Source organism: Methylobacter sp., assembly GCF_030680395.1.
GTDB lineage: Bacteria > Pseudomonadota > Gammaproteobacteria > Methylococcales > Methylomonadaceae > Methylobacter_A.
Genome location: NZ_JAUXVR010000038.1, coordinates 24,661 through 47,332, shown reverse-complemented (window position 1 = coordinate 47,332; position 22,672 = coordinate 24,661). Strand labels below are relative to the sequence as shown.

Annotated in this window: 22 protein-coding genes; 7 read left to right on the top strand and 15 right to left on the bottom strand. The window is 47.4% G+C overall.

Annotation, left to right across the window (positions count from 1 at the left end):
- Positions 1 to 37: 37 nt before the first annotated feature.
- Positions 38 to 1,372, top strand: a complete 1,335-nt coding sequence (locus tag Q8L79_RS15510; protein WP_305272990.1) for a DUF4062 domain-containing protein — start codon at positions 38 to 40, stop codon at positions 1,370 to 1,372.
- A gap of 189 nt (positions 1,373 to 1,561) precedes the next feature.
- Positions 1,562 to 2,101 carry a transposase gene (locus tag Q8L79_RS15505; RefSeq protein WP_305272988.1) on the top strand — a complete coding sequence of 180 codons (540 nt, stop codon included), beginning with the start codon at positions 1,562 to 1,564 and terminating at the stop codon, positions 2,099 to 2,101.
- Between the two features lie 39 nt (positions 2,102 to 2,140).
- On the opposite strand, the gene Q8L79_RS15500 is transcribed toward Q8L79_RS15505, so the two are convergent.
- Positions 2,141 to 2,731, bottom strand: coding sequence for a Uma2 family endonuclease (locus Q8L79_RS15500; protein ID WP_305272985.1), 591 nt, complete (start codon positions 2,729 to 2,731; stop codon positions 2,141 to 2,143).
- Between the two features lie 375 nt (positions 2,732 to 3,106).
- Here Q8L79_RS15500 and Q8L79_RS15495 point away from each other — a divergent pair, with 375 nt between their 5' ends.
- Positions 3,107 to 3,358, top strand: a complete 252-nt coding sequence (locus Q8L79_RS15495; RefSeq protein WP_305272983.1) for a DUF2171 domain-containing protein — start codon at positions 3,107 to 3,109, stop codon at positions 3,356 to 3,358.
- Between the two features lie 175 nt (positions 3,359 to 3,533).
- Entirely contained in the window at positions 3,534 to 3,926 is a 393-nt protein-coding gene (locus tag Q8L79_RS15490) for a cupin domain-containing protein (protein ID WP_305272979.1), read from the top strand.
- 22 nt (positions 3,927 to 3,948) lie between these two features.
- On the opposite strand, the gene Q8L79_RS15485 is transcribed toward Q8L79_RS15490, so the two are convergent.
- From Q8L79_RS15485 to coaBC, 6 genes are all read right to left on the bottom strand, one after another.
- Positions 3,949 to 4,551, bottom strand: a complete 603-nt coding sequence (locus Q8L79_RS15485) for an SPOR domain-containing protein (protein WP_305272976.1) — start codon at positions 4,549 to 4,551, stop codon at positions 3,949 to 3,951.
- A 1-nt stretch (position 4,552) separates the two neighbouring features.
- Positions 4,553 to 6,313, bottom strand: a complete 1,761-nt coding sequence (gene argS / locus Q8L79_RS15480) for an arginine--tRNA ligase (RefSeq protein WP_305272973.1) — start codon at positions 6,311 to 6,313, stop codon at positions 4,553 to 4,555.
- A gap of 310 nt (positions 6,314 to 6,623) precedes the next feature.
- Positions 6,624 to 7,019 (bottom strand): hypothetical protein, encoded by a 396-nt coding sequence (locus Q8L79_RS15475; RefSeq protein ID WP_305272970.1) that lies wholly within the window; start codon positions 7,017 to 7,019, stop codon positions 6,624 to 6,626.
- A gap of 138 nt (positions 7,020 to 7,157) precedes the next feature.
- The gene (locus Q8L79_RS15470) at positions 7,158 to 9,794 is read right to left on the bottom strand and encodes a phosphomannomutase/phosphoglucomutase (protein ID WP_305272967.1); all 2,637 of its coding nucleotides are present in this window, start codon (positions 9,792 to 9,794) and stop codon (positions 7,158 to 7,160) included.
- A 28-nt stretch (positions 9,795 to 9,822) separates the two neighbouring features.
- Positions 9,823 to 10,287 carry a dUTP diphosphatase gene (gene dut / locus Q8L79_RS15465; RefSeq protein ID WP_305272964.1) on the bottom strand — a complete coding sequence of 155 codons (465 nt, stop codon included), beginning with the start codon at positions 10,285 to 10,287 and terminating at the stop codon, positions 9,823 to 9,825.
- On the bottom strand, positions 10,259 to 11,500 hold the full coding sequence (gene coaBC / locus Q8L79_RS15460; protein WP_305272961.1) for a bifunctional phosphopantothenoylcysteine decarboxylase/phosphopantothenate--cysteine ligase CoaBC: 1,242 nt from the start codon (positions 11,498 to 11,500) through the stop codon (positions 10,259 to 10,261). Before coaBC ends, dut begins: the two co-directional genes overlap by 29 nt.
- Positions 11,501 to 11,559: 59 nt before the next feature.
- On the opposite strand from coaBC, the gene radC reads away from it, so the two are divergent.
- Both radC and Q8L79_RS15450 read left to right on the top strand, forming a co-directional pair.
- Positions 11,560 to 12,234 carry a DNA repair protein RadC gene (radC, locus tag Q8L79_RS15455; protein WP_305272958.1) on the top strand — a complete coding sequence of 225 codons (675 nt, stop codon included), beginning with the start codon at positions 11,560 to 11,562 and terminating at the stop codon, positions 12,232 to 12,234.
- A gap of 1,009 nt (positions 12,235 to 13,243) precedes the next feature.
- On the top strand, positions 13,244 to 13,450 hold the full coding sequence (locus Q8L79_RS15450) for a hypothetical protein (protein ID WP_305272955.1): 207 nt from the start codon (positions 13,244 to 13,246) through the stop codon (positions 13,448 to 13,450).
- Between the two features lie 318 nt (positions 13,451 to 13,768).
- Here Q8L79_RS15450 and amrA read toward each other — a convergent pair whose 3' ends face one another.
- A complete protein-coding gene (gene amrA, locus Q8L79_RS15445) occupies positions 13,769 to 14,335 on the bottom strand; it encodes an AmmeMemoRadiSam system protein A (protein ID WP_305272953.1) in 567 nt (188 codons plus the stop codon).
- Positions 14,322 to 15,101, bottom strand: a complete 780-nt coding sequence (gene amrB / locus Q8L79_RS15440) for an AmmeMemoRadiSam system protein B (RefSeq protein ID WP_305272950.1) — start codon at positions 15,099 to 15,101, stop codon at positions 14,322 to 14,324. Before amrB ends, amrA begins: the two co-directional genes overlap by 14 nt.
- A gap of 457 nt (positions 15,102 to 15,558) precedes the next feature.
- On the opposite strand from amrB, the gene amrS reads away from it, so the two are divergent.
- Entirely contained in the window at positions 15,559 to 16,644 is a 1,086-nt protein-coding gene (gene amrS, locus Q8L79_RS15435; protein WP_305272947.1) for an AmmeMemoRadiSam system radical SAM enzyme, read from the top strand.
- A 96-nt stretch (positions 16,645 to 16,740) separates the two neighbouring features.
- On the opposite strand, the gene Q8L79_RS15430 is transcribed toward amrS, so the two are convergent.
- The 6 genes from Q8L79_RS15430 to sucC all read right to left on the bottom strand — a co-directional run bounded on the left by Q8L79_RS15430 (position 16,741) and on the right by sucC (position 22,643).
- A complete protein-coding gene (locus Q8L79_RS15430; RefSeq protein WP_305272943.1) occupies positions 16,741 to 17,496 on the bottom strand; it encodes a DUF5765 domain-containing protein in 756 nt (251 codons plus the stop codon).
- Positions 17,497 to 17,791: 295 nt separating this feature from the next.
- Positions 17,792 to 19,402, bottom strand: coding sequence for an NAD+ synthase (locus Q8L79_RS15425; RefSeq protein ID WP_305272940.1), 1,611 nt, complete (start codon positions 19,400 to 19,402; stop codon positions 17,792 to 17,794).
- 122 nt (positions 19,403 to 19,524) lie between these two features.
- Positions 19,525 to 19,779 (bottom strand): hypothetical protein, encoded by a 255-nt coding sequence (locus Q8L79_RS15420; RefSeq protein WP_305272938.1) that lies wholly within the window; start codon positions 19,777 to 19,779, stop codon positions 19,525 to 19,527.
- A 64-nt stretch (positions 19,780 to 19,843) separates the two neighbouring features.
- The gene (locus Q8L79_RS15415) at positions 19,844 to 20,548 is read right to left on the bottom strand and encodes an endonuclease/exonuclease/phosphatase family protein (protein ID WP_305272935.1); all 705 of its coding nucleotides are present in this window, start codon (positions 20,546 to 20,548) and stop codon (positions 19,844 to 19,846) included.
- 65 nt (positions 20,549 to 20,613) lie between these two features.
- Positions 20,614 to 21,480: a succinate--CoA ligase subunit alpha gene (gene sucD, locus Q8L79_RS15410; RefSeq protein ID WP_305272931.1), complete on the bottom strand. Its 867-nt coding sequence runs from the start codon at positions 21,478 to 21,480 to the stop codon at positions 20,614 to 20,616.
- Positions 21,477 to 22,643: an ADP-forming succinate--CoA ligase subunit beta gene (sucC, locus tag Q8L79_RS15405; protein ID WP_305272928.1), complete on the bottom strand. Its 1,167-nt coding sequence runs from the start codon at positions 22,641 to 22,643 to the stop codon at positions 21,477 to 21,479. Before sucC ends, sucD begins: the two co-directional genes overlap by 4 nt.
- Positions 22,644 to 22,672: the final 29 nt, after the last annotated feature.

The following is a 22,672-nucleotide window of genomic DNA, read 5'->3' as shown; positions in this document are numbered from 1 at the left end:
TAGTTATAGCCTTACATTTTAAGCTCAAGGAGTTATTTTGACAGAAATAAAATACCAAGTTTTTGTAAGTTCAACATATACTGATTTAATTGAAGAAAGAGAAAACATAATTAAAGCTATATTGGAGATGTACCATATTCCTATTGGAATGGAAATGTTTAGTGCTGAAGATGAAGATCAATGGGAAATAATACGAAGAACCATCGAAGTTAGTGATTATTACATCCTTGTCTTGGGATTAAGATATGGATCAAAAACAACCGAGAATATCAGTTTTACACAAAAAGAATATGAATATGCTCTAGAAAAAAATATACCTGTCCTTGCGTTTATAATGAATGACAGTGTGTCTTTATCAAAAGATAAGAGAGATGATGATTTAACAGAAATAAATACATTTAGAGAAATGGTGCTCAAGAATTCAAAAATGGCTCAATTTTGGAAAAAAAAAGACGAGTTAATAAAAAATGTGTCAATTTCTTTAATGAAACAAATTATGCAAAAACCTGGTATAGGATGGGTGAGAGGAGACAAAGCTATATCGGCAGAAGCGCTATCACACGAGCTGACTAGTTTAAGTAAAGAAAATAGAAGCTTAAGAGATACAATTAAAGAATTAGAATCAAAAATAATTCCAAAATATCCAAAAATCGAGTTATCTATAAATGCTTTGGTTGTTGATAGTAAATTTAATACTTATAAAAGACTAGCCGTACCTGAAAAAATCAATATCAATGATGTAGACGAACATTTAAAAGAGCACATTTCAGAAGAGGAAATAAGACAATATAATGACAGTATTCCGAGCCAGAGTGAGATTGACGAATATAACAGTAAGTACGAACAATTTTATAAAATAAAAGGTTATTCATCCTATTTGGTTTTGACAGTTTTTAATACAGGAACAGTGAAAGCCAACAATTTGTATATTGATATAAAATTCCCAGATGAAGTTCTTGTTATTGATGATGACAAAAGAATGGAAGAGCCACAAAACCCAATCCCATATACCCCTATAAAGTGGGCGGAAACAAGATACGAAAAAACATTACAGAAAGACAAAAATACGAATTCGATGTTAAATTCATTACTTAATCCCGGTTATGGCGGTATCGGAACAATACTTCAACCTAGATTTAATATGCCAAAAATAAGACCCATCAATCAACAATGGTGGACAAAACTGGATGGAAATAAATTAACACTTAAAATCAATAGCCTGCTTCACACAAGATGTTTTGATTTGGATGAAGAATACTTAATTGTGCCTTTGAAAATAGGAAAACATAGTGTTGAAATTAGTTTTATTTGTGAAGAACTAGAAACTAAGAAAAAACAAATAATTGAATTAGATGTTCAAGAAAAGCTATAACAAATGCATACAAAAAAGCATGGGACCAACGCGTAAGGCCGGTAGGTCGGGCATGCTGTTTATGCCCGACAATTCCGAGCTTCAAGGGAATGACGAACTTCGGATTTGACCCCCGCCTCTGCATTTCGGGTGCTAAAATGTCGGGCAACGAAAAAGCTGTTGCCCGACCTACATTTGGGAATCGTTATCATGCAATATCGTCGCGCTAAAACTCCCGGCGGCACTTATTTTTTCACTGTCGTGACTTTTCGTCGGCGTAAATGTCTCTCTGAACCGGACAATGTCGAATTGTTGCGGACGGCGTTCCGAACCGTTAAATCGGCTCATCCTTTCACCATTGATGCCTTTGTGCTGCTGCCGGAACACCTGCATTGCATTTGGACATTGCCGCCGGACGACCATGATTATCCGATGCGCTGGAATGCAATCAAAAACTACTTCACTCGCCGTTGCCCGGATGCTTTGAAATCACCGCCCTCTCCGGCACAACGACGTAAACGGGCGCAAACCATTTGGCAGCCGCGCTATTGGGAACACCAAATCAGGGATGACCGTGACTTCGAAAAACATTGCGATTACATCCATTGGAATCCGGTGAAACATGGCTTGGCATCCGATCCCGGTGCGTGGCCTCATTCAAGCTTTCACCGCTTTCTTCGCCTTGGGTTTTATCCGCCAAATTGGGAGGCGCTTCCGGGAGTTGAGGAGGGGGATACTTATGGGGAATAACTCAAGCTGGTACGCTGTATGTACCGTGGCGGTCAATCATCAATAATCAACCGGCAAGCGCGTAACTAATTCATCCCATCGAATCACGATATCCGGCAACACGCCGACCTGGGTTTCGCCGGTTAGTTCGTACAGTTCGGGTTTGCCGTATTCGCCGTCGATCAACCGGTAAACGGTCAGCACCCGATCAATCGGGTGAATCAACCAGTATTCTTTGACGCCATGGTGTTCGTAAAGACTGCGTTTTTTGATTTGATCGTGACCGGCCGTGGACGGCGACAACACTTCCACGATCCAGTCCGGCGCACCGCGCACGCCGCGCCTATCCAGTTTGCTGCTGTCGCAGACCACCAATACGTCAGGCTGCACGACGGTATCGATGCTTTCATCCGCTTCATTCTGTTTAGGCAGTCGGACATCGACCGGCGCAATGAAAGCACGGCACGGTTTCCCGTTTAGAATATTAGCCGCCTGCCGATAAATTTCTCCTGCCACATCCTGATGCGCCAGATCGGGAGCCGGAGACATCGCATAGGCGCTGCCATCAATCAGCTCGTAGCGGCTATCATCAGGCCAGGTCAGATAATCGCCGTAACAATGGTGTTGATTATCTTTTAATGCCAAACCCATATCAGTTTCCTCGTGTATTTTATGCGGACCGGTAGCGATTAAAAAAGCATAACACAGCCTATATGCTCCAGGCACTATTTTGGGGCTTCAAACTGTTTGCTTCTTTATTAGGCTTCGAAAAGAGCGCGACGGGCCATCTTACCGGGAAAGGCCTGAATAAAATATGGGGAGCAAATAGGGCGAGAGTGATTTTCTATGTGTGTAATCGCACAGACGGATTTTGGTTAGAGGTATAAATTTAAAATACAGGCAAGGAGATTAGAGATAGTTAGCTTATCTATTAAACGCTAACAATAAATCCGATAATCTTGGCTGAATCGCTGACCAATAATGAACCCTACAACCCGCTCAGATTGAGCTAACAGGAGCAAGACTATGACTACCAACACAATGATTAACACCGACACAATTAAACCTGATATGCCTGTTGTCTGTTCTCAAGACGGTCAGTTTGCCACTGTCGATCATATGGAAGGGGAAGATGCCATCAAGTTGACTAAAGATAAGACCGGGCAGCACCATTACATTCCGCTAAGCTGGGTAACCTCAACCGAAGGAGGCAAGGTTAAAGTAGATCGCCCGGGCGATCAAGCGATGAAGGAATGGACGACAACTCCACCCATGTGATAAACAAATGCGTCAGCTCCATGCTTTGACTTAACGAAAGGGCTGTCAAAATAACGTTTGGCTGAGCGAAGCCGAAGCCCGCGAGCCTACTCTGTTGTTTGTTTCGGCTCTCGCTCAGTGCGCGGTTAAGGCCGCAGTATTACCACCTATCAGACAAAACAAAAGAGGATTCGTTATGAAAGGATTTGTGCAGAATATCGAAGATATTACTGTCAAGAATGAGGAGTTTCGCCAAGTGCTTTATACGGCAAAACACTGCCAGCTCGTGGTGATGGCGTTAAAGCCGAAGGAAGAGATCGGTGCGGAAGTCCACAAGCTCGACCAGTTTTTTCGCGTAGAGGAGGGGACCGGCGAGGTGGTTCTCGATGGCGTTCGGACCCCCATTCGGGAGGGTTTCGCGATAATCGTTCCGGCCGGGATGAATCACAATATCATTAATACCGGCAGTGTTCCGCTAAAGCTTTATACGCTGTATGCGCCGCCGCATCATCGGGACGGCGTTGTCCATCATACCCGCGACGACGCAGAGGCCGACAACGAACATTTTGATGGTAAAACAACAGAATAAAATAGATAGGTCTACCGGGTTTTTATTTATGGTTAATTTCCATAACGACCGCATCTATGCCGTTTTCCCTTAATCGACTTCTAATGGTGCTAACGCTGGTCATTTGGGTGTAAGGGCCCATCTTGACCCGATTCCAGATCACATTGCCGATTTTTGCCTTCTCAACTTTGGATTCAATCCCCATTAAAGCCAGCTTGGCTCTTAAGCTGTCGGCATCTTTAAATTCCCGGAACGAACCGGCCTGCAAAATATAACTGGCGGTTTTTGCCTGACCTACCCGTTCTTCTCTGGCGCGGGTATTAATTTCGTAATCCGGCACGATGACTTCTTTTTCCGGCAGGATGGTATAAAAATCAAATTGCGGCAGCACCGGCCCCAGATCGGGCTTTTTCTCCTGCGTGGGCGCTTCAACTTTGACTTCTTCAGTCTTGGTCGGCATGTTCGGCTGAGGCGTTATTTGTTTCGATCCGGTGCTGCGCAAATAAACCAGAAAGACTACAAACGAAATAATCGATGCGGTAATCAGCATCCATCGCCACAGCCCCAGGCTTTTTTGTTGGCCTGAGTTTTGTCTGTACGACGCGGCGTTCTTATTCTGCGTTCTATGTTTGTAGTCTTTAGCCATTTTACATTGCTTCAGGTGTGTTGATATTCAGCAAGCCCAAGCCGTTTGCCAATATCTGTTTCACTGCGCAAATCAAATTGAGCCTTGCATTACGAATTTTTGCATCATCGACAAGAAATTGATGCGCGTTGTAGTAAGTATGAAACTCGTTTGCCAATTCGCGCAGGTATTGAATCAGCTGATGCGGCTCGTACTGTAACGCAGCACGCTCCAGCACTTCAGGGTAGCGCGCCAGTGTTCCCAGCAGATTGGTTTCGTGCTCTTCGGTTAACAGTGCCAGATTTTCCATGCCCAGCAGCAAATCCCTTACCCCGTTTTTTTCATCCAGTTGACGCAATACGCTGCATACTCTGGCGTAAGCATACTGCACATAAAAGACCGGGTTTTCGTTGGATTTGGAGGTCGCCAGTTTCAGGTCGAAATCCATGTGCTGTTCGGATCTGCGCATCACATAAAAGAAGCGTGCTGCGTCTTTACCGACTTCATTACGCAATTGCCGCAAGGTGACAAATTCACCGGATCGGGTCGACATTTGTACTTTTTCTTCGCCGCGATAAAGCGAGGCAAACTGTACCAGCAGCACTTTTAATTTGGATACATCAGCGCCTAAGGCCTGAATGGCGGCTCTGACTCGGGGAATGTAGCCATGATGATCGGCTCCCCAAATGTTGATAATCTGGTCAAAACCGCGATCCAGCTTGTTCATGTGGTAGGCAATATCGGACGCAAAATAGGTGGATTGACCATTCTCGCGGACAACCACCCGGTCTTTCTCGTCGCCTAAATCGGCGCAGGCAAACCAGGTCGCGCCATCCTTTTGATAAAGATGACCACCGACACGTAAGCGTTCCAGGGCTTTTTCCACCGACCCGTCGTCCATCAGCCGGCGTTCTGAAAACCATTCCTGATAGTCAACGCCAAACTCGCTTAAGTCGATCTTGATGTCTTCCAGGATGTTGTTCAAGCCGATTTGAAAAAAGTCCTGATATAACGAGGCTCCCAGCAAGGTCTTGGCGCGAGCTATCAGCGCATCGATATGTTCTTCCTTATCGCCGCCCACGGGTTCATCGAGCGGAATGTCTTCAAATACCAGCTCTACCGGTCTGCGATATTCATTGTTGGCGTTGTTATGAATGTCGTTGGCAATTTCGCGTACATATTCGCCTCGATAACCGTTGCAGGGAAAATGCACGACTTCGCCGCATTCTTCCAGGTATCTCAGCCAGATACTAGTGGCGAGTATATCCATCTGCCGACCGGCATCATTGACATAATATTCGCGATACACGTCAAAGCCGACTGCCTGCAATAAATCGGCAACCGCAGAGCCGTAGGCGGCTCCACGGCCATGGCCCACATGCAAAGGCCCGGTAGGATTGGCGGAAACGAACTCGACCTGAACTTTTTTACCGGCACCGATATTGCTTAAGCCAAACTTCCGGCCTTCGTCGTGAATTTGCTTGATAATCCGATATTGGGAGTTGGGATCGATAAAGAAATTGATAAAGCCGGGGCCGGCCAGTTCAACTTTAATAATTGCGGCGTCTTGGGGCAGTGCGGCAATCAGCTTTTCAGCCAGCTGGCGCGGGTTTGTATTGACCTGTTTCGCCAGCATTAATGCCAGATTCGACGCGAAATCGCCGTGTTGTGCGTCACGGGTGCGGTCAATAGTAATATTTGGGATAATTTCCTGAGCGAGAACACCGTCTGATTTGAGTGTTTCAACGGCTTGCAGGATAAGTTCCTCTATCTTTTTTTTCATTGCTTCACTGCGTAGGTTAGATCAAGTAAACAGACGTGCATTATCCATTAAAATCATTCGATTATCCATCCAAACAAAATCAATGCCAATTCGCCGGCTAACGCAGTGATCAACGCGGCTTTTTGCCTGTGCTGTCCGTGATGAAAACGGAGTGTGTGATGTACCGACAATTGCGTGAATGCAGCAGTTACGACTATAAGAAAGGAAGGCGACAGTTGCCGAGGTAGAGCAATGTATGGAGCAGCGTAGCGATGTGTCGGGACTTACAGGTCTGCTTAGACGCGTAAGTCCCGACAGGCGGAAGAGGTACTTATTTTTTGGTAAAATACATGTAGGTGCCGTATTTATTATCTTTAAGTACCATAGCCGTATCGGTTTTTTCCACTAACGAATAAACATCGAATTTGCCTGCTCTGCCCAGTATGCTGATTTTTAAGGTGCCATCTTCAACAACATAGTCAACTGCGGGCGCATTATAGGGATTGCCTCTAACTTGAGGAATGTCCTTTTGGGTCACTTGGCTGTTATCAAGCACCCAAGTCATGCCCATAAGTTTTGTCTCGGCATCTTCCGGCGATTTTTTTGTATATTCCAGAAACCAACTGCCGATGATGTCTTTATTGGAAGTCAGGGGGGCGGCAAATAAGGCCGTGCTTGACAAGCCAAACAACAAGGATAGCGAAAGCAATAGTTTTGTTTTTTTCATTATTTTTTCCTGGAGTAAGAAGCTGGATATATAAACCACTATTTTATTATAGTAATACCATTGTACAAGAAACCGGGCGGCACGGTATTTAACTTTGTCTTTATAGGGTTTTTCCGGCGATACAATTTTGCCTGTTTATTAAAAAGGCAAAACAATGTCAGGTTTGATTTTTTTCATAAGTTGTCTGAATTGCTCCTGAATACGGTTCATTGCGGCTTCCGAATCGGCCTCAAAACGAATAACCAGTGACGGTGTTGTGTTTGATGCCCTCACCAGTCCCCAGCCGTCCGGGAAGTCGACGCGCATTCCGTCTATATCGGTGATTTTGCCGTCGCTAAAATGGGCGGCAGCAAACAGGCCGTCCATAAAAGCGAAATTTTCGCCGTCTTCCAGTGCGACATTCAGTTCCGGGGTGTTGATGCTATCGGGAAAATCGGCAAATATTTCGGCGCTGGTGCGCGCGTCGCGGGACAGTATTTCAAGTAAACGCGCAGCCGAATATAAGGCATCATCAAAACCGAACCAGCGATCATTAAAGAAAATATGTCCGCTCATCTCGCCGGCCAACTTGGCGCCGGTTTCCTTAAGCTTTGCTTTCATCAACGAATGCCCGGTTTTCCATAGGGTCGGCCTGCCGCCGTATTTTATGATTTGATCGGGTAGATGACGGGTACATTTCACATCGTAAATGATTTCCGAGCCGGGTTTTCCTGTCAGCACATCTTTGGCAAACAGCATCATTTGTCTGTCCGGCCAGATGATTTTTCCGTTTGAATCGACAACGCCCAAACGGTCGCCATCGCCGTCAAAAGCGATGCCTATGTCAGCCTTGTAATGTTTGACCGTTGCAATCAATTCGCTCAGGTTCTTCGGATTACTGGGATCAGGATGGTGATTAGGAAACGTGCCGTCGATGTCGCAGAACAGTTCCTTGACTTCGCAGCCCAGTGTTTTCAGCAGCATGGGCCCCAGTTCGCCGGCAACGCCGTTGCCGCAGTCCAGCACAACGGTCATCGGTCTGGCGATATGTATATCCTCAGAAATAACGCCGATGTATTCATTGCTGAAGTGGCTGTTCTGTTCGATACTGCCGGGTTTGCTTGCGGCATAGGCCTGATTATCAATGCAGGTCTTAAGTTGCTGGATTCTTTCGTCGGCCAGCGTTTCGCCGTTGATGACCATTTTCAGGCCGTTATAATCGGGGGGGTTATGGCTGCCGGTAATCATCACCCCGGAACGCCCTTCGGTGTGTCTTGCCACAAAATAAAGCACCGGCGTAGGCACCATGCCTATATCCAGCACATTGAGTCCGGTTGCAATAACTCCTTTAGACAGGGCTTCCGCCAGCGCAGGGCTGGAGGTTCTTCCATCACGGCCGACTACCATTGTTTTACAGCCATACTCTTTAGCCTGAGTGCCCAGCGCACGGCCAATATCGTAAACCACCTCCTTAGTCAGCGTTTTGCCGACTATGCCCCGGATGTCATAAGCCCTGAAGATAATGCCTGTGTCAGCCGTTTTTTTTATGGAAATGGGCATGTCAAAAAAATCCGGTACGGTTTTTTCAACGACTTCCGGTTTACTGGTTATGATAGCCGGTTTATTAAAATTAACGCTGCCGGTTTGTGCTTTAGGCGGCCGCTCGACCTCGGCACCTGCTTTTTCCCCCATTCTTGGGGTCATAACTTCTTCCGTTCCGGGAGGCGTAGCTGTTGGTTTAACCGCCAGGGATGAAGGAAATACCGCAAGGCTGTCGGGAGCAGCCGTGGTCACGGCGTCATCGAAGTCATCAAAAAAACCGCCCATTCCGACACTGTCATTATCGCTGGTTATGTCGCTGTCCTGATTATCCATAACCCGTTTAAACTGCACCAGCGTTGAAATAACGCGGTTTATTTCAGATAACTTAACAGGGTAGGTCGCCTGTCGTTTATTAGTCATCATGTCCTTGCAGGCTTTTAGCACACTGCCCAGGTCTTGCGACAGCAGAGTTGAAAGCTTCCGGTATCCCATAAAAAAAGCCAGCAGCGTCAGCAAGGCGGGGAGAACAACTATGCCGATAATGACAGCCAGTCCGCCGAAATTTGCACTGTCGCCATACCGGTAATGCAGTTGCCAGCCGGTATTGGCTACTTGTACTTGCGTATCATCGTTTTGCTGTTCTGCACCGGCCGGTTCACCGGCAGCGCCTAACACCAATGCCGCTTGTCTCAATTCAAGATGCCCGCCTTTTAGCTCCGCTGCCTGTACGATTTTACTAATAAAATCATAGTTTAAGCTGGCCAGAATAACGCCGACCACCTGATCATTCTGCATAATTCTACGGGTTATCGCCAGATGTCTGTCAGGTCCGGTATCGCCTTGTATTGCCGGTAGTTGGTTTTTGGTAAATGTCTCCCGTACCATGTCCAGATCGGCATAACCCATTTTGGGTACGCTTTTGTCATCAAGTTCGCTGACACCGGGTAATAACAGTCTGACCTTCAGAATGCCGGACAAATGCTTTTCAAGCTTTGCGGACACGGTGGTTAATTGAGCCGTATCCGCACTGGTAACTGCAGCCAACACCTCGGGATCCCGGCTCATTTTCTCCAAGGTGTCGATTAGCAGATTTACCTGTGCCGTTATGCCCAATGCGACGCTTTTTGCAACAGCCGCTGTTGAGTCCTGCTTTGATTGCGTGATTTGGGTCGCACTGATCCAGTAAACACCGGCGCCGGCAGTTAAAACCATTAAAACAGCAAACGCTGACAGTAAAGAAAATAGTCGTATCATGTTTATGTCTCTATAAAAGAAAAACGGCTTAATGGCGACCCGTATGACCAAAGCCGCCGGAGCCGCGCAAACTTTGATCAAACTCGGCGACTTGTTCGAATTCCACCTGCACCACCGGCACAAAAATCATTTGGGCGATGCGCTCGCCGATATTAATGGTAAAAGCGGTGTCGCCCCGGTTCCAGCAGGAGACGAAGACCTGCCCTTGATAATCCGAATCGATCAGCCCGACCAGGTTACCCAACACGATGCCGTGTTTATGCCCCAGACCGGATCTGGGCAATAAAACGGCAGCTAACTGATGGTCATCGATATGGATAGCCAGACCGGTTGGAATTAACAGCGTTTCTCCCGGTTTTAACTCGACCGGCTCATCCAGGCAGGCGCGTAAATCCAAACCCGCCGATCCTGATGTTGCATATTCAGGTAGCGGAATGTCTTTGCCTAAACGACCGTCCAGAATTTTAAGCTGTATTTTTGTGGTGCCTTTCATAGTCCATTCTCTCTGCGATTAAACCGATTAGTTGTTCGGCTAGTTGATTTTTGTCAGTCATTGCCAGGGCTTTTTGACCGTTTTTCCAGAATACCTGCAATGCATTTTGCTCGCTATCAAAGCCGCCCAGATCACGACCGACCCAGTTTGCCGCTATCATATCCAGATTTTTTTGTGTCAATTTGTCTTGGGCGTATTTTTCAAGATCATGCGTTTCTGCTGCGAATCCGACCGTGAACGGGCGGGTAGTGAGTTGCGCAACTTCCGCTAGAATATCTCTGGTTTTTTGCAGCGTCAGCGTGGTTTGGTCGGCCTGTTTTTTTATTTTTTCTTTTTCCATGTGCATGGGACTGTAATCGGCAACCGCCGCCGCACCGATGTAAATATCATGATCCGGGGCTTTGGCGATAACCGCCGCATGCATTTGCGCCGCTGTTTCTACGCTGAAAAAGTCTGTATTATCAGGAGCGGAAAGCATAACCGGGCCGCTGACCAGCGTAACTTTGGCGCCCGCTTTTAATGCGGCGTTGGCAAGCGCATAGCCCATTTTTCCTGAACTGCGATTGGTGATGTAGCGTACCGGATCTAAAGGTTCGCGAGTGGGACCGGCGCTGATTAAAACCTTAAGCCCGCTTAAACACTGTGTTGCCGGTTCATCCATTAAACGGTTGCAAATGTCCAGAGGTTCGGACATTCTGCCGAAGCCGGTTTCGCCGCAAGCCTGATCGCCCTGTTCCGGGCCGATAACAATAACGCCGTGGCTTTTGAGTTTTTGAATGTTTTCCTGAGTGACCGTTTTATGCCACATGGCCTGATTCATGGCCGGGGCAACATAAACAGGGCAGGTTGCAGCCAGGTAGAGTGTTGACAATAAGTCATCAGCCAGACCGTGACTGCATTTTGCAAGGGTATTGGCCGTTGCCGGAGCAATAATCAATACATCAGCCCAGCGCGCCAGATTGATATGCCCCATCGCATGCTCTTCATCCGCATCAAGCAATTCGCTATGCACCGGATTGCCGGAAAGCGCCTGAAAGGTCAGCGGACTAACAAACTGCATGGCTGAGCGGGTCATCACCACACGCACTTTGGCGCCTCGTTTTCGCAACAGCCTGACCAATTCGGCCGACTTGTAAGCGGCAATACCGCCGCTGACAGCCAATAAAATATGCTTGTTAATAGTAATGCCCGGACGCTTGAACAAAAATGACATTATGGCAAGTATGAAGAAATTCTTCTATGCTTAAATTTCAATCGTATAGAGAGAAGCTTATGTCCATTAAAGATTGGTCGGCAGAAGATCGGCCCAGAGAAAAACTGTTGCGACGCGGCTCAGCCGCTTTAACCGACGCGGAACTGCTGGCTATTTTTCTGCGCACCGGCTCGCCCGGCAAATCCGCAGTTGATTTGGCACGTGAGCTGTTGAGCGATTTCGGCTCCCTGAACGCCTTATTAGGCGCCGACCAGCAACGCTTTTGCGAGGGCAAAGGCTTGGGCGAGGCCACTTATGCCCAACTCCAGGCCGTATTGGAAATGGCCCGACGACATTTTAAGGAAGCCTTGCAGCGCGGCGATGCGCTAACCAGTCCGGAAATCACCCGTTCCTATCTCAGCGCGCAACTGCGTGGCTACAGCTACGAAGTGTTTGCCTGTTTATTTCTTGATAACCAGCACCGGGTCATACAGCTGGATGAATTATTCAGAGGCACCATAGACGGTGCCAGCGTTTATCCACGGGAAGTCGCCAAGCAGGCATTACGCCATAATGCGGCGGCGGTCATTTTTGCCCATAACCATCCGTCCGGTATTTCCGAACCCAGCCAGGCCGATAAACATATCACCGAGAAACTTAAGCAGGCCTTGGCCTTGTTCGATATAAGGGTTCTGGATCATTTTATTATCGGTGACGGGCAGCCTTATTCATTTGCAGAGCATGGTTTGTTGTAAGGCGGAGAAAATTATGGCGTGGCAATGGTGGTAGTAATAAATAAATCTCCGAAAACGAGGCTTGTTATTAGCCGGCGTTCCGATAGAAATATGCTTAATGTATTGCCGAAATAGGAAAAATAATTCCCCTTTCCTAAAGAAATAGCCGGCTTTTTAAAAGTAAAAAAGTCGTGGTAAATATCAACAAAATATAATTTATTGGTTTATAAGAAAATTAAATAGATGGTATTTTTTATGCTTTGATTTTTGGCATCACCCGGAATTAAAAAATACCTGAGGCTCGGTGATATAAGGCATCCAGCGCTCATCTGATAGGTAAAAGGGCTTATTGATTGAATAAGTTGGATGCTCTACCCTATAGATGCTTGTATAACACCAACTTGTTTTTGACGACTGCACGGACGCAGGAGATAGAGAAATGCAAGGGTAAGCGTAGGGGTGTGTCCGGGAATGCAGACATAGCCCGGCAAAATGCAAAACGCCTTTTTGCCGCTACAAAACTTTTCAAAATGGTGTTATCGGGCGATGACTGGTTGGGATTTAATATTTTGCCTTTAATAATAAAAATGTCAGTCGATAACGAGATCAAGAACGTTAGATCGACATAGCCGACATGACTGACGCAAGCATAAATTTAATAAATTCGCTTTGAGGAAATCATCATGAAAAACATAGTATGGATGTTTAACATCATAGTTCAACTCACATTAATGGTAGTGCTGCTCTTTAACCGTAAGATTTATTTACATTGCGTTGACCTTGACAGCTAATTAACAGAGGATGGCACGATTTTTGGATTTTTTATGAATACAGCTAAGCCGGTCCCTGGCTTTTTCAGGGATTGGCAACAGGCTTACAAATGTAGGATCTCAATATCATAAAGGACAGTTTACATTTATGCGTGTTAGATTCGAATTTCAATAATGAAAAAGGAATAGGGTATTAACAACAACAAAATAAGGGCTACTCATTATGCTCGTCTTTTTTTTATGTATTGGAGGCTATCTGAATGAAAGACGCAAAGATAACGCCTCTCACAATACAGCAATACGCAGAGATCTCCGAACATATCTACCACGAAGTTGACAGGGTTGAGTACGCCGGAATGATTGCCGCCAAGTGCGCCAAACATCCTGCATACGGCGACATCATCCTTGTTTCATCCGTTCACGGTGGGGGCTTAATGATTCACTTTGAAGAAGGGCAGGAAGTGTAGTCAAATACAAGACCATCCGATACAGCGCTAAATCATTGTGGGAGTTATGTCGAGTACGAGTGAAGCAAAGTACGCGGCGTAATGGGCACAGAACAAATACGGATCACCGAAAGCAATAACTGTCAGGATTTTTCGCTGCTAAAATCGTATGGAGTCCGTTTTAGCTTTCGCGAAAAATCCTGGCGCGCTGGTAATCCAGCCTTGTAAGCTGTTAATAGTTGGATCGTGCTTTAAAAAAATAATTCAGTATCCAATAACGGGAAAGTCTCTTGCGGATGCTGATCGCCATTTGTCGACGTAAAGTATAACGTTTTACACTCAGTCAATTGTCTCGACATAGTAGCGGTAAATTCGAATATTTTGGGACCAGTAGTCGGGCGGCAACCCGGCTTTTTGTTTCAAATTACGCAAAAATTGCTGAGGCTCCGGCAGTAACTCCCATACCGATGGCAAAAAAGTGCCACGCCAATGGCCCTCTTCTAAAATCAGGCCGTCAATATTGGGCTGTAATTGGGATAGCAAATCCTGTTCAGAGCTAAATGATACGAGCTCAGCGGGAGCGAGTATGGACAAATGTATTTCCAGGTCGTCCAGTTCATGGGCTTCCAGCGGTGGAAAGCGAGGATCTCTAAAGGCGGCGGAAAATGCATTTTCGGCAATGTCTTCGGCCAGCGGTCTGGCCGCTTTCAGCGTACCTATACAGCCGCGCAATATGGCTGTGTGATGATTGATCTGCAAGGTAACAAAGGTGGCGCACAGCTCTGACAATTCTTTGGGATAATCGCCCAAGTTGATTTTCAGGGGGCGACCTGTTTGCAAGCCGTATCGAATGGAGTGCTTTGCCAGCTCCAGCAGAAGTTGACGGCTCGTCTCATTCAATGACATAAGCACCGTAGCCGACCACGCTGATTTTATCCCCTGCGGTGTCGCCGGAGTTGCGCAGATCAATGTTTGTAACGGACAATGACTTTTTCCGTGCCAGTTTTAATAAGCCGCTGACAGGCACTTTGCCGCAGGCGGATTCTGAGGCGAGTTGCTCATATTGCAGCTGTTCTATGGTTTGGCTGGTTGATTTATCCATCTGCTGAGCGGTTGCATAATCATGATAATGACTCAGGTCTGAACTGATCACAATCAGCGTTTCATCTCCACCCCACAATACATCAAGCACCTGACTGACTTGTTCCGCGGATGATTCGCCGGCAACAATGGGCACGATTTCAAAGTTATCCAGCACTTCCTGTAAAAAAGGCAGATGCACTTCCAGGCTGTGTTCATAGGTGTGGGCCTGCTCAATGTACTCGACAAAGGGCAGTTGGACGATAGTCCGCACTGCCGCCTGATCGACAAAGACGCGCCCCAAAGGCGTGGTAAATGTTTCCGCTCTGCTCACGGCAAGCCCCCTGAAAGCTACGCGATGAGAGGGGCCGATAAGCACCACACGGGTTATCCGATCATGGGCTTTTTTTAAGCGGGTATAGGCGCTTGCGGCGATCGGGCCGGAATAAATATAACCGGCATGCGGCACGATGATGGCTTTGGGAGCTCTTTCGCCGGTCGCCGCATTACTCAAAAACTGATCCAGCATCAGATGGAGTTGTTCCGGATTTGCAGGATAAAAAGAGCCTGCTACGGCGGGCTGTCTATTCATTAGCTTGTCCTTTTATGTGATCTATACAACGGCATGGAGTAGGAGCAGATTGGAGATACCCTCTGCGGGCAGCTCTTGCTGAGGAAATCCTGGTGGCGGTTTCGGAGTCTCGGTCCGCAAGGCAGTAACACTTATTGGTAACGAGTTATTACCAAACCCTTCACGTGCAAGTGTTCTGCAGCGTAAATCGATACTCTATCAATGGCATGGGATGATAGAGTCAAAGCCATCTGACATCTATAAGTATCATTACTTAAGGATGCGAAAATCATTTATTTTACCCTGTTGATAAGTCATGCTAAAGAATGGAAATTTTATAACTTGAACAAAGCAAATTGTAATCATCACAGTTCGCCCTGCAAAATGGTTGAGTTATTAAATAAGCCTCAATTCACTATTGTTGCACGAATAAAGTGTCGTCTTTTTACTATTTATTAGTAGAAACAGGAGAACAATCATGACTGATTTTGTTACCAAAGATACCGTAAGAACTCACTACTGGCATGCTCTTGAGGATGATCGTGTGCAATGCGACCTTTGCCCGCGGTTTTGTAAGATGCACAAAGGCCAGCGCGGCCTGTGTTTTGTCAGACAGAATCTGGACGACCAGATTGTGATGACCAGTTACGGACGCTCCAGCGGTTTTGCCATTGATCCTATCGAAAAGAAACCGCTGAACCATTTTTTGCCTGGCACCTCGGTATTTTCTTTCGGCACCGCCGGTTGCAACTTGGCCTGCAATTTCTGTCAGAATTGGGACATCAGCAAATCGCGGGAAATGGATACCCTGATGAGCAAGGCATCGCCCGATGCAATTGCACAGGCGGCACGGGATAACGGCTGCCACAGCGTTGCTTATACCTATAACGATCCGGTGGTTTTTCATGAATATGCGATTGATACAGCCCAAGCCTGCAGGAGTCTGGGCATAAAATCGGTTGCGGTATCCGCAGGTTATGTTTGCGCGGAGCCCAGAGCCGAATTTTATCAATGGATGGATGCCGCCAATATTGATTTAAAAGCCTTTTCCGAGCAGTTTTATTACAAAATTGTCGGCGGGCATCTGGAACCGGTATTGGAAACGATTAAATATATCAAGCATGAAACATCGGTCTGGCTGGAGCTGACCACCCTGATTATTCCTGATGAAAATGATTCGCAAGCGGAACTGGAAGCCATGACCCAATGGGTGGTCGAGAATCTGGGACCGGATGTGCCAATGCATTTCACCGCGTTTCACCCTGATTGGAAGATGCGTAATAAGTCCCCTACGCCGCTTTCATCTTTATTAAAAGCACGCCAAATCGCTTTAAAAAACGGTGTGCATTATGCCTATGTGGGCAATGTACATGACAAGTCCGAACAGAGCACCTATTGCCACCGCTGTAAAAAGCTAGTGATAGGCCGCGACTGGTACGAATTGTCCGACTGGAATCTGGATGCGTCGGGAAATTGCCGTTTTTGCGGCGAGCGGTGTGCGGGGGTGTTCAATGCAAAGCCGGGAAACTGGGGGGCAAAGCGAAAAGCGGTTGTTATGGGGTGAGCGGGACGGGTAATGTTAAATGAAATTCGCAGGTTGGGCTGCGAAACGCTGCGCAGGTCGGGTTAGCTTCAGCGTAACTCGACCTGCGCACTTGAATCAAAGCGAATCGCCAATATATTTTTTATAAAAAGGCCAGGTTTTAACGTGCAGATGTTTTCTGATCGGGGATTTAATAACCGATACGCATAACGCGATCGAAAACAAACACCAAACCGCGGCATATTCGTTGGGATCGGTAGTGGTAATGTCGGAAATAAACGGGCCGATTAAATAATGGAAACCCACGAAACGCCATGAGCCGTACATAAGCGGCAGGTAAAAGGCAACGACAATATAGGTAAACGCATGCAAGCCCCAGTTAAAGCCGAACAGCCAGCCGACCGGGTCTGACATCAGGCCGTTCAGCGGCATTTGCCAGGCGATATGCCAGGAGCCGGAAGTGGAACAGACGCTCGGTCCGCAAAAACCTTCTATGCCGATGTTGCAGGAACCCGCCCAGACAAAAGGATACATCTTGATCAGCATGAAAAGCGTGCCAATCGCACAAAGGGTATAGACCGTTGTCCGGATTTTGAGTTTAACGCTTTCCGGAATGAAGTACATCGCAACCATGTTGACGAAAAACGGCTGGAACGAGACGTGCAAATAGCCCAGAAGCGTGAGTATCTGGTTGCTCGGATTGTCACATAAGTCGATATAGACGTAAGTGACTGCCTGTAATAACTCCATTAAGGCAAAATAAGTTAGCGGAATCCAGAGTTCTTTCGACTCCCCTTGTTTAATCGCAACATAAGCTGCGGTACTAAGACCTGCGACGGCTAAAACGCCTGACGCTTCACCACTCCAACACATATAACTGACCTTTTTTAAATTATTAAATACTGTCTACTCATGAACAACTCTGTGAGCTGCAGTAATGTTTTATTGGCTATGCGGATTGTTAGAGCGGTATATCGCTATTGAAAAGATCAATAGGTAATGTCGACAGCCAACACAGCTATAGCTTTGTTTTTATAATCCGCCGGCAGGAACATTGGGTGATCGAAACAAACGGTTGTAAACCTGCCTATTGTATTACAAATAGTCAGGAATTGAGAAAGGGTAATCCATTCCTTCAAGATATGGAGAAGCGCTTTCAAGCGGATAATTAAATACCCTTATAGCCGGAAGTGATCGGATAGCGTCGGTCGCGACCGAACGCCCTGCCGGTAATTCTGATTCCCGGCGGGGATTGCCTGCGTTTATATTCGTTGCGGTCTACCAGGCTGATGGCTCTCGCTACATCTTCCGGCCTGAAGCCGGCGGCGATAATTTCATCGGCGGATTGGTCTTTCTCGATATAGCGCTCCAGTATCGGGTCTAATACGTCGTAAGGCGGCAAAGAGTCGGCATCAACCTGATCGGGCGCAAGTTCGGCCGATGGCGGGCGAATAATAACCCGTTCCGGTATCACCGGCGATAATAAATTACGATAACGCGCCAACCGGTAAACCAGCATCTTGGGTACGTCTTTGATCGGCGCAAAACCGCCGGACATGTCGCCGTACAAAGTCGCGTAACCGACGCTCATTTCGCTCTTGTTGCCGGTGGTCAGCAACAGCTTGCCCTGCTTGTTCGACAGCGCCATTAAAACCACGCCACGGCAACGCGCCTGAATATTTTCTTCGGTAGCGTCTTTAGCCGTACCGGAAAAAATATCGGCCAACATGCCGGTAAAGGCGTTAACGGCGGGTTCTATCGGAATAATATGGTATTTGACGCCCAAGGCTTCCGCTTCCAGTACCGCATCTTCGTTGCTCATATCTTGGGTGTAGCGCGACGGCAGCAGCACGGCTTCGACTTTATCAGCGCCCAACGCATCGACGGCCAAAGCCAGAACCAGCGCCGAATCGATGCCGCCGGACAAGCCCAAAATGGCGCCCTGGAAACCGTTTTTGCGCACATAATCTTTAATGCCCAGCACGAGGGCCTGATATTCGCTGGAGACTTCATTGTAGGACGGCGCACAGGTAGTTTTTACGGGCTTATTGCCGTCAAACTCGACTACGCTGATCTGCTCTTTAAATTCCGCAGCACGGAAGACGATGTCGCCGTCTGTATCAACGACGAAAGACGAGCCGTCGAAAATCAATTCATCCTGGCCGCCGATCTGATTGACATAAACCAACGGAATTTGCGCGGCTTTAACCTGGCTGCAAATAACAGCTTCGCGTTGATGGATTTTTCCCGAATTGAATGGCGAGGCGTTAAGGGTCAACAGCAACTCAGCTCCCGCCTGTTTGTTGTCTTCAATAATGCCTTGCCTCCAGACATCTTCGCAAATGGTCAGCCCTATAAACGTGCCGTTGAACTCAAATACGCACGGCTGGCTGCCTGCCGTAAAATAACGCTGCTCATCAAACACACCGTAATTGGGTAGCGCCCGTTTGCGGTAGCAGGCCAGTATCGCGCCCTGATGCAATACTGCCGCACTGTTGTAAAGCTTGTCGCCATCGCGTTCGGGAAAGCCGACCACCAGTGCAATACCGGCAACGCGATCGGCCAGTTGATAAAGCGCGTTATTGGCAGCCGTAATAAAATCGGCGCGCAACAACAAGTCTTCCGCCGGATAGCCGGTAATGGCCAGTTCAGGAAAGACGATCATATCCGCGCCTAATTCATCTCGGGCATGGATCGCGGCTTGAGCGATGTTGTCGACATTGGCGGCGATGTCGCCGACCAGGAAGTTGGTTTGGGCTAGGGCTATTTTTAGGGTCATTTAGGAACGGTATGAATTTAAAGGTGCGATTTGGAGGAAATGCGGACTTATTAAACTATAAGTCCTCCAGTAAATTGACAAATGGAAGATGGTTTTTCCAGCGGTAACAGCCAGTATCGGCACTAATCATCTGTACCCCATAAATGTTTTTTGTAGTCCACAGACAGTGTGCCTTCACCTTCCATACACCCAAGAATCCCATGCTTTTCCATTATTTTCAGTATCTTGGAGCCTTCTGTTTCATTCGGTAAGATCGTTTCGTCGACCGCTCTCGCCAAAATTTCCGCGGCGATTTCGGTTAGCGGTTTATTCAAGCGTTGCTGTAATCTCATTAGACGTTCTGAATGGATTTCGTCTAATTCAACGTCAATGTGCATGATGGTTCTCCTGTTGGTATTAAGCTCATTAAATCATTGCCTTGCAGGGAATTGTCTTTATGGGCTAAGAAACATTTACTCCAAAGACTATTGGCATATGATCGCTATATTCAAGCCAGTTTTCAGGCTCACCAATAAAAAAACTATCTTCATGATTAATCAGGTGTTTTGAAACAAAAGCATAGTCAATGTGATACGGTTTTTCTTTTCTTCTATGAAGAAAAAACGTTGGCTGAGTTTCCTTGCCTTGATCTTCTTCTAACAGAGTATGGTAAATGCTCTTTATATTGTGGCCTTCCAGTTCATTTACGACATCAGCATGGTTCCACCATCTATCCCAAACATCCCAAATGCTGTTGCTATTAAAATCGCCGCATAGCAAGACATCATTACCGACAAATTTTTCTTTGTGTAACTGTAGATACTTCCATAACTGACCGATATATTTAAACGTTGGGGAATTGGCTTGCTTAGTCCAAACCGCTACTAAAATAAACGAGTCATTTACAATGCAAGGTAAAAAAGATTGAAGTCCTTCAGGATTCCAATTCAGTGCCTTAATGCTAATTGCCTTCCTTGAGAAAATACCTATGCCTTTATTTTTATTTTCCCCAATCCATAAAAAGTTATCCGCCCATTTTTTATATTCGGGCGTTGACCTATCAGGATCTTCGCATTCTTGAATAATTAATAAATCCGCATCGAATTCCGTTAATACCTGATATTTTTTGCGTAATGCACCATTACAATTCCATGTAACTATTTTCATTCTATTTTGATGATGAAGGTAGAAAGGTCGAGTTATGCTGGATTAAGACGCGATAAATCGCGTCTCTACAAACACCCCTTCATCGCCACGCCAATATCCGTAGGTGAGCTCACCACTTCAATCCCCGCCGCTTTAAGCGCGGCGACTTTACCTTCAGCAGTGCCTTTGCCGCCGGTGACTATCGCACCGGCATGCCCCATGCGCTTTCCGGGAGGCGCGGTTTGTCCTGCGATATAAGCAACCACGGGTTTGGTGACGTGCGCTTTAATATATTCGGCGGCATCTTCTTCTTCGCCGCCGCCGATTTCACCGACCATCACGATGCCTTTGGTTTGCTCGTCGGCTTGAAAACGACTTAGGACATCGACGAAGTTCATGCCGTGTATCGGGTCGCCGCCGATACCGACGCAGGTGCTTTGCCCCAAGCCTTGCGCGGTGGTTTGATGCACCGATTCATAGGTCAAGGTGCCGGAGCGCGACACGATGCCGATAGATCCGGGCAGGTGAATATGGCCGGGCATGATGCCGATTTTGCATGCGCCGGGGGTGATCACGCCGGGGCAGTTCGGCCCGATTAGCAATGCGCCGGTACCGGCCATCGCCGCCTTAACGCGCAGCATTTGCAATATCGGGATGCCTTCGGTGATGCAGACGATCAGTTTAATTCCGGCATCGACCGCTTCCAGAATGGCGTCAGCTGCATAAAAAGGCGGCACGTAAATGACGCTGGCGGTCGCTCCGGTGCCGCTGACGGCATCCTGTACGGTGTTGAACACCGGCAAACCCAAATGAGTTTCGCCGCCGCGTTCCGGGGTGACGCCGCCGACTAATAAGGTGCCGTAATCCAGCGCTTGCTGGGAATGAAAAGTGCCTTGTTTGCCGGTAAAGCCCTGGCAAATTACTTTGGTGTCTTTGTCGATTAAAATGCTCATGCGGCCTCCGCCAATGCTACGACTTGTTCTGCCGCGTGTGCTAAATCATCCGCTGCATAAAGATTAAGTCCGGTGTTGCTTAACAAGGCCCGGCCCTGTTCGGCATTGGTGCCTTCCAGGCGCACTACTACAGGTAGGGTAACGTGAACCTGTTCGACAGCGGCTAAAATGCCCGCCGCGATAATGTCGCACTGGACGATGCCGCCGAAAATATTCACCAGTACCGCCTTTACGCTATGATCGGACAGGATCAGCTTGAACGCCTCGCAGACCTTGTCAACACTGGTGCCGCCGCCGACATCGAGAAAATTGGCCGGAAGCCCGCCTTTGAGTTTAACCAGATCCATCGTCGCCATCGCCAGTCCTGCGCCGTTGACCATGCAGCCGATGTTGCCTTCCAGCGTAATGTAGTTCAGCCCGAATTGCTCGGCCTTGTTTTCTTTTTCATCTTCCTGAGCGGGGTCTTTCATGGCTAAAATATCGGGATGGGCTTCTACCGCGTTATCGTCGAAATTGATCTTGGCATCCAGCGCCATCAACTCACCGCTGTCGGTTTCTATCAAGGGATTAATTTCAATCTGGCTGGCGTCCTTGGCTAAAAACAGGTCGTACAAGCCTTGCATGATTTTTCCCAAGGCCTTGATCTGCGCTCCTTTGAGTCCCAATGCGTAGGCAACCTTCCGGCATTGATAGCCTTGCAACCCAGCAGCCGGATGCACGGGCACCGAGATAATCTGTTCAGGCGTTTCGTGGGCGACGGTTTCTATGTCCATGCCACCCGCGGCCGAGGCGATAAAAATGATGCGCTCGCTGCCCCGGTCAACCAGAACGCTCAGGTATAACTCGCGCTTGATCGGGTAAGTTTTTTCTATCAGCAGTGAATTAATCGGCAAGCCTTCCGCGCCGGTCTGTTTGGTAACCAGTCGTTTTCCGAGCATCTCCCGGCTAAACTCAACTACTTCAGCCAGAGTTTTGGCCAGTTTTACGCCGCCGACTTTGCCTCGGCCACCGGCATGAACCTGGGCTTTAACCACCCAACCGTCGCCGCCCAGTTCTTTGGCAACCTGCTCGGCGCTTTCCGGCGTTGTCGCCTGCTTTCCATCAGGCACAGGTATGGAGTAATGCAAAAACAACTGTTTAGCCTGATATTCATGAATATTCATTAATGACTCCTTGGATTAACCGGCACAGT

Excerpts from the sequence above, each read along its gene's own strand:
- Q8L79_RS15505 (WP_305272988.1), top strand. The coding sequence starts at position 1,562 with ATGCAATATCGTCGCGCTAAAACTCCCGGCGGCACTTATTTTTTCACT.
- Q8L79_RS15500 (WP_305272985.1), bottom strand. The coding sequence starts at position 2,731 with ATGGGTTTGGCATTAAAAGATAATCAACACCATTGTTACGGCGATTAT.
- Q8L79_RS15495 (WP_305272983.1), top strand. The coding sequence starts at position 3,107 with ATGACTACCAACACAATGATTAACACCGACACAATTAAACCTGATATG.
- Q8L79_RS15490 (WP_305272979.1), top strand. The coding sequence starts at position 3,534 with ATGAAAGGATTTGTGCAGAATATCGAAGATATTACTGTCAAGAATGAG.
- Q8L79_RS15485 (WP_305272976.1), bottom strand. The coding sequence starts at position 4,551 with ATGGCTAAAGACTACAAACATAGAACGCAGAATAAGAACGCCGCGTCG.
- argS (WP_305272973.1), bottom strand. The coding sequence starts at position 6,313 with ATGAAAAAAAAGATAGAGGAACTTATCCTGCAAGCCGTTGAAACACTC.
- Q8L79_RS15475 (WP_305272970.1), bottom strand. The coding sequence starts at position 7,019 with ATGAAAAAAACAAAACTATTGCTTTCGCTATCCTTGTTGTTTGGCTTG.
- Q8L79_RS15470 (WP_305272967.1), bottom strand. The coding sequence starts at position 9,794 with ATGATACGACTATTTTCTTTACTGTCAGCGTTTGCTGTTTTAATGGTT.
- dut (WP_305272964.1), bottom strand. The coding sequence starts at position 10,287 with ATGAAAGGCACCACAAAAATACAGCTTAAAATTCTGGACGGTCGTTTA.
- coaBC (WP_305272961.1), bottom strand. The coding sequence starts at position 11,500 with ATGTCATTTTTGTTCAAGCGTCCGGGCATTACTATTAACAAGCATATT.
- radC (WP_305272958.1), top strand. The coding sequence starts at position 11,560 with ATGTCCATTAAAGATTGGTCGGCAGAAGATCGGCCCAGAGAAAAACTG.
- Q8L79_RS15450 (WP_305272955.1), top strand. The coding sequence starts at position 13,244 with ATGAAAGACGCAAAGATAACGCCTCTCACAATACAGCAATACGCAGAG.
- amrA (WP_305272953.1), bottom strand. The coding sequence starts at position 14,335 with ATGTCATTGAATGAGACGAGCCGTCAACTTCTGCTGGAGCTGGCAAAG.
- amrB (WP_305272950.1), bottom strand. The coding sequence starts at position 15,101 with ATGAATAGACAGCCCGCCGTAGCAGGCTCTTTTTATCCTGCAAATCCG.
- amrS (WP_305272947.1), top strand. The coding sequence starts at position 15,559 with ATGACTGATTTTGTTACCAAAGATACCGTAAGAACTCACTACTGGCAT.
- Q8L79_RS15430 (WP_305272943.1), bottom strand. The coding sequence starts at position 17,496 with ATGTGTTGGAGTGGTGAAGCGTCAGGCGTTTTAGCCGTCGCAGGTCTT.
- Q8L79_RS15425 (WP_305272940.1), bottom strand. The coding sequence starts at position 19,402 with ATGACCCTAAAAATAGCCCTAGCCCAAACCAACTTCCTGGTCGGCGAC.
- Q8L79_RS15420 (WP_305272938.1), bottom strand. The coding sequence starts at position 19,779 with ATGCACATTGACGTTGAATTAGACGAAATCCATTCAGAACGTCTAATG.
- Q8L79_RS15415 (WP_305272935.1), bottom strand. The coding sequence starts at position 20,548 with ATGAAAATAGTTACATGGAATTGTAATGGTGCATTACGCAAAAAATAT.
- sucD (WP_305272931.1), bottom strand. The coding sequence starts at position 21,480 with ATGAGCATTTTAATCGACAAAGACACCAAAGTAATTTGCCAGGGCTTT.
- sucC (WP_305272928.1), bottom strand. The coding sequence starts at position 22,643 with ATGAATATTCATGAATATCAGGCTAAACAGTTGTTTTTGCATTACTCC.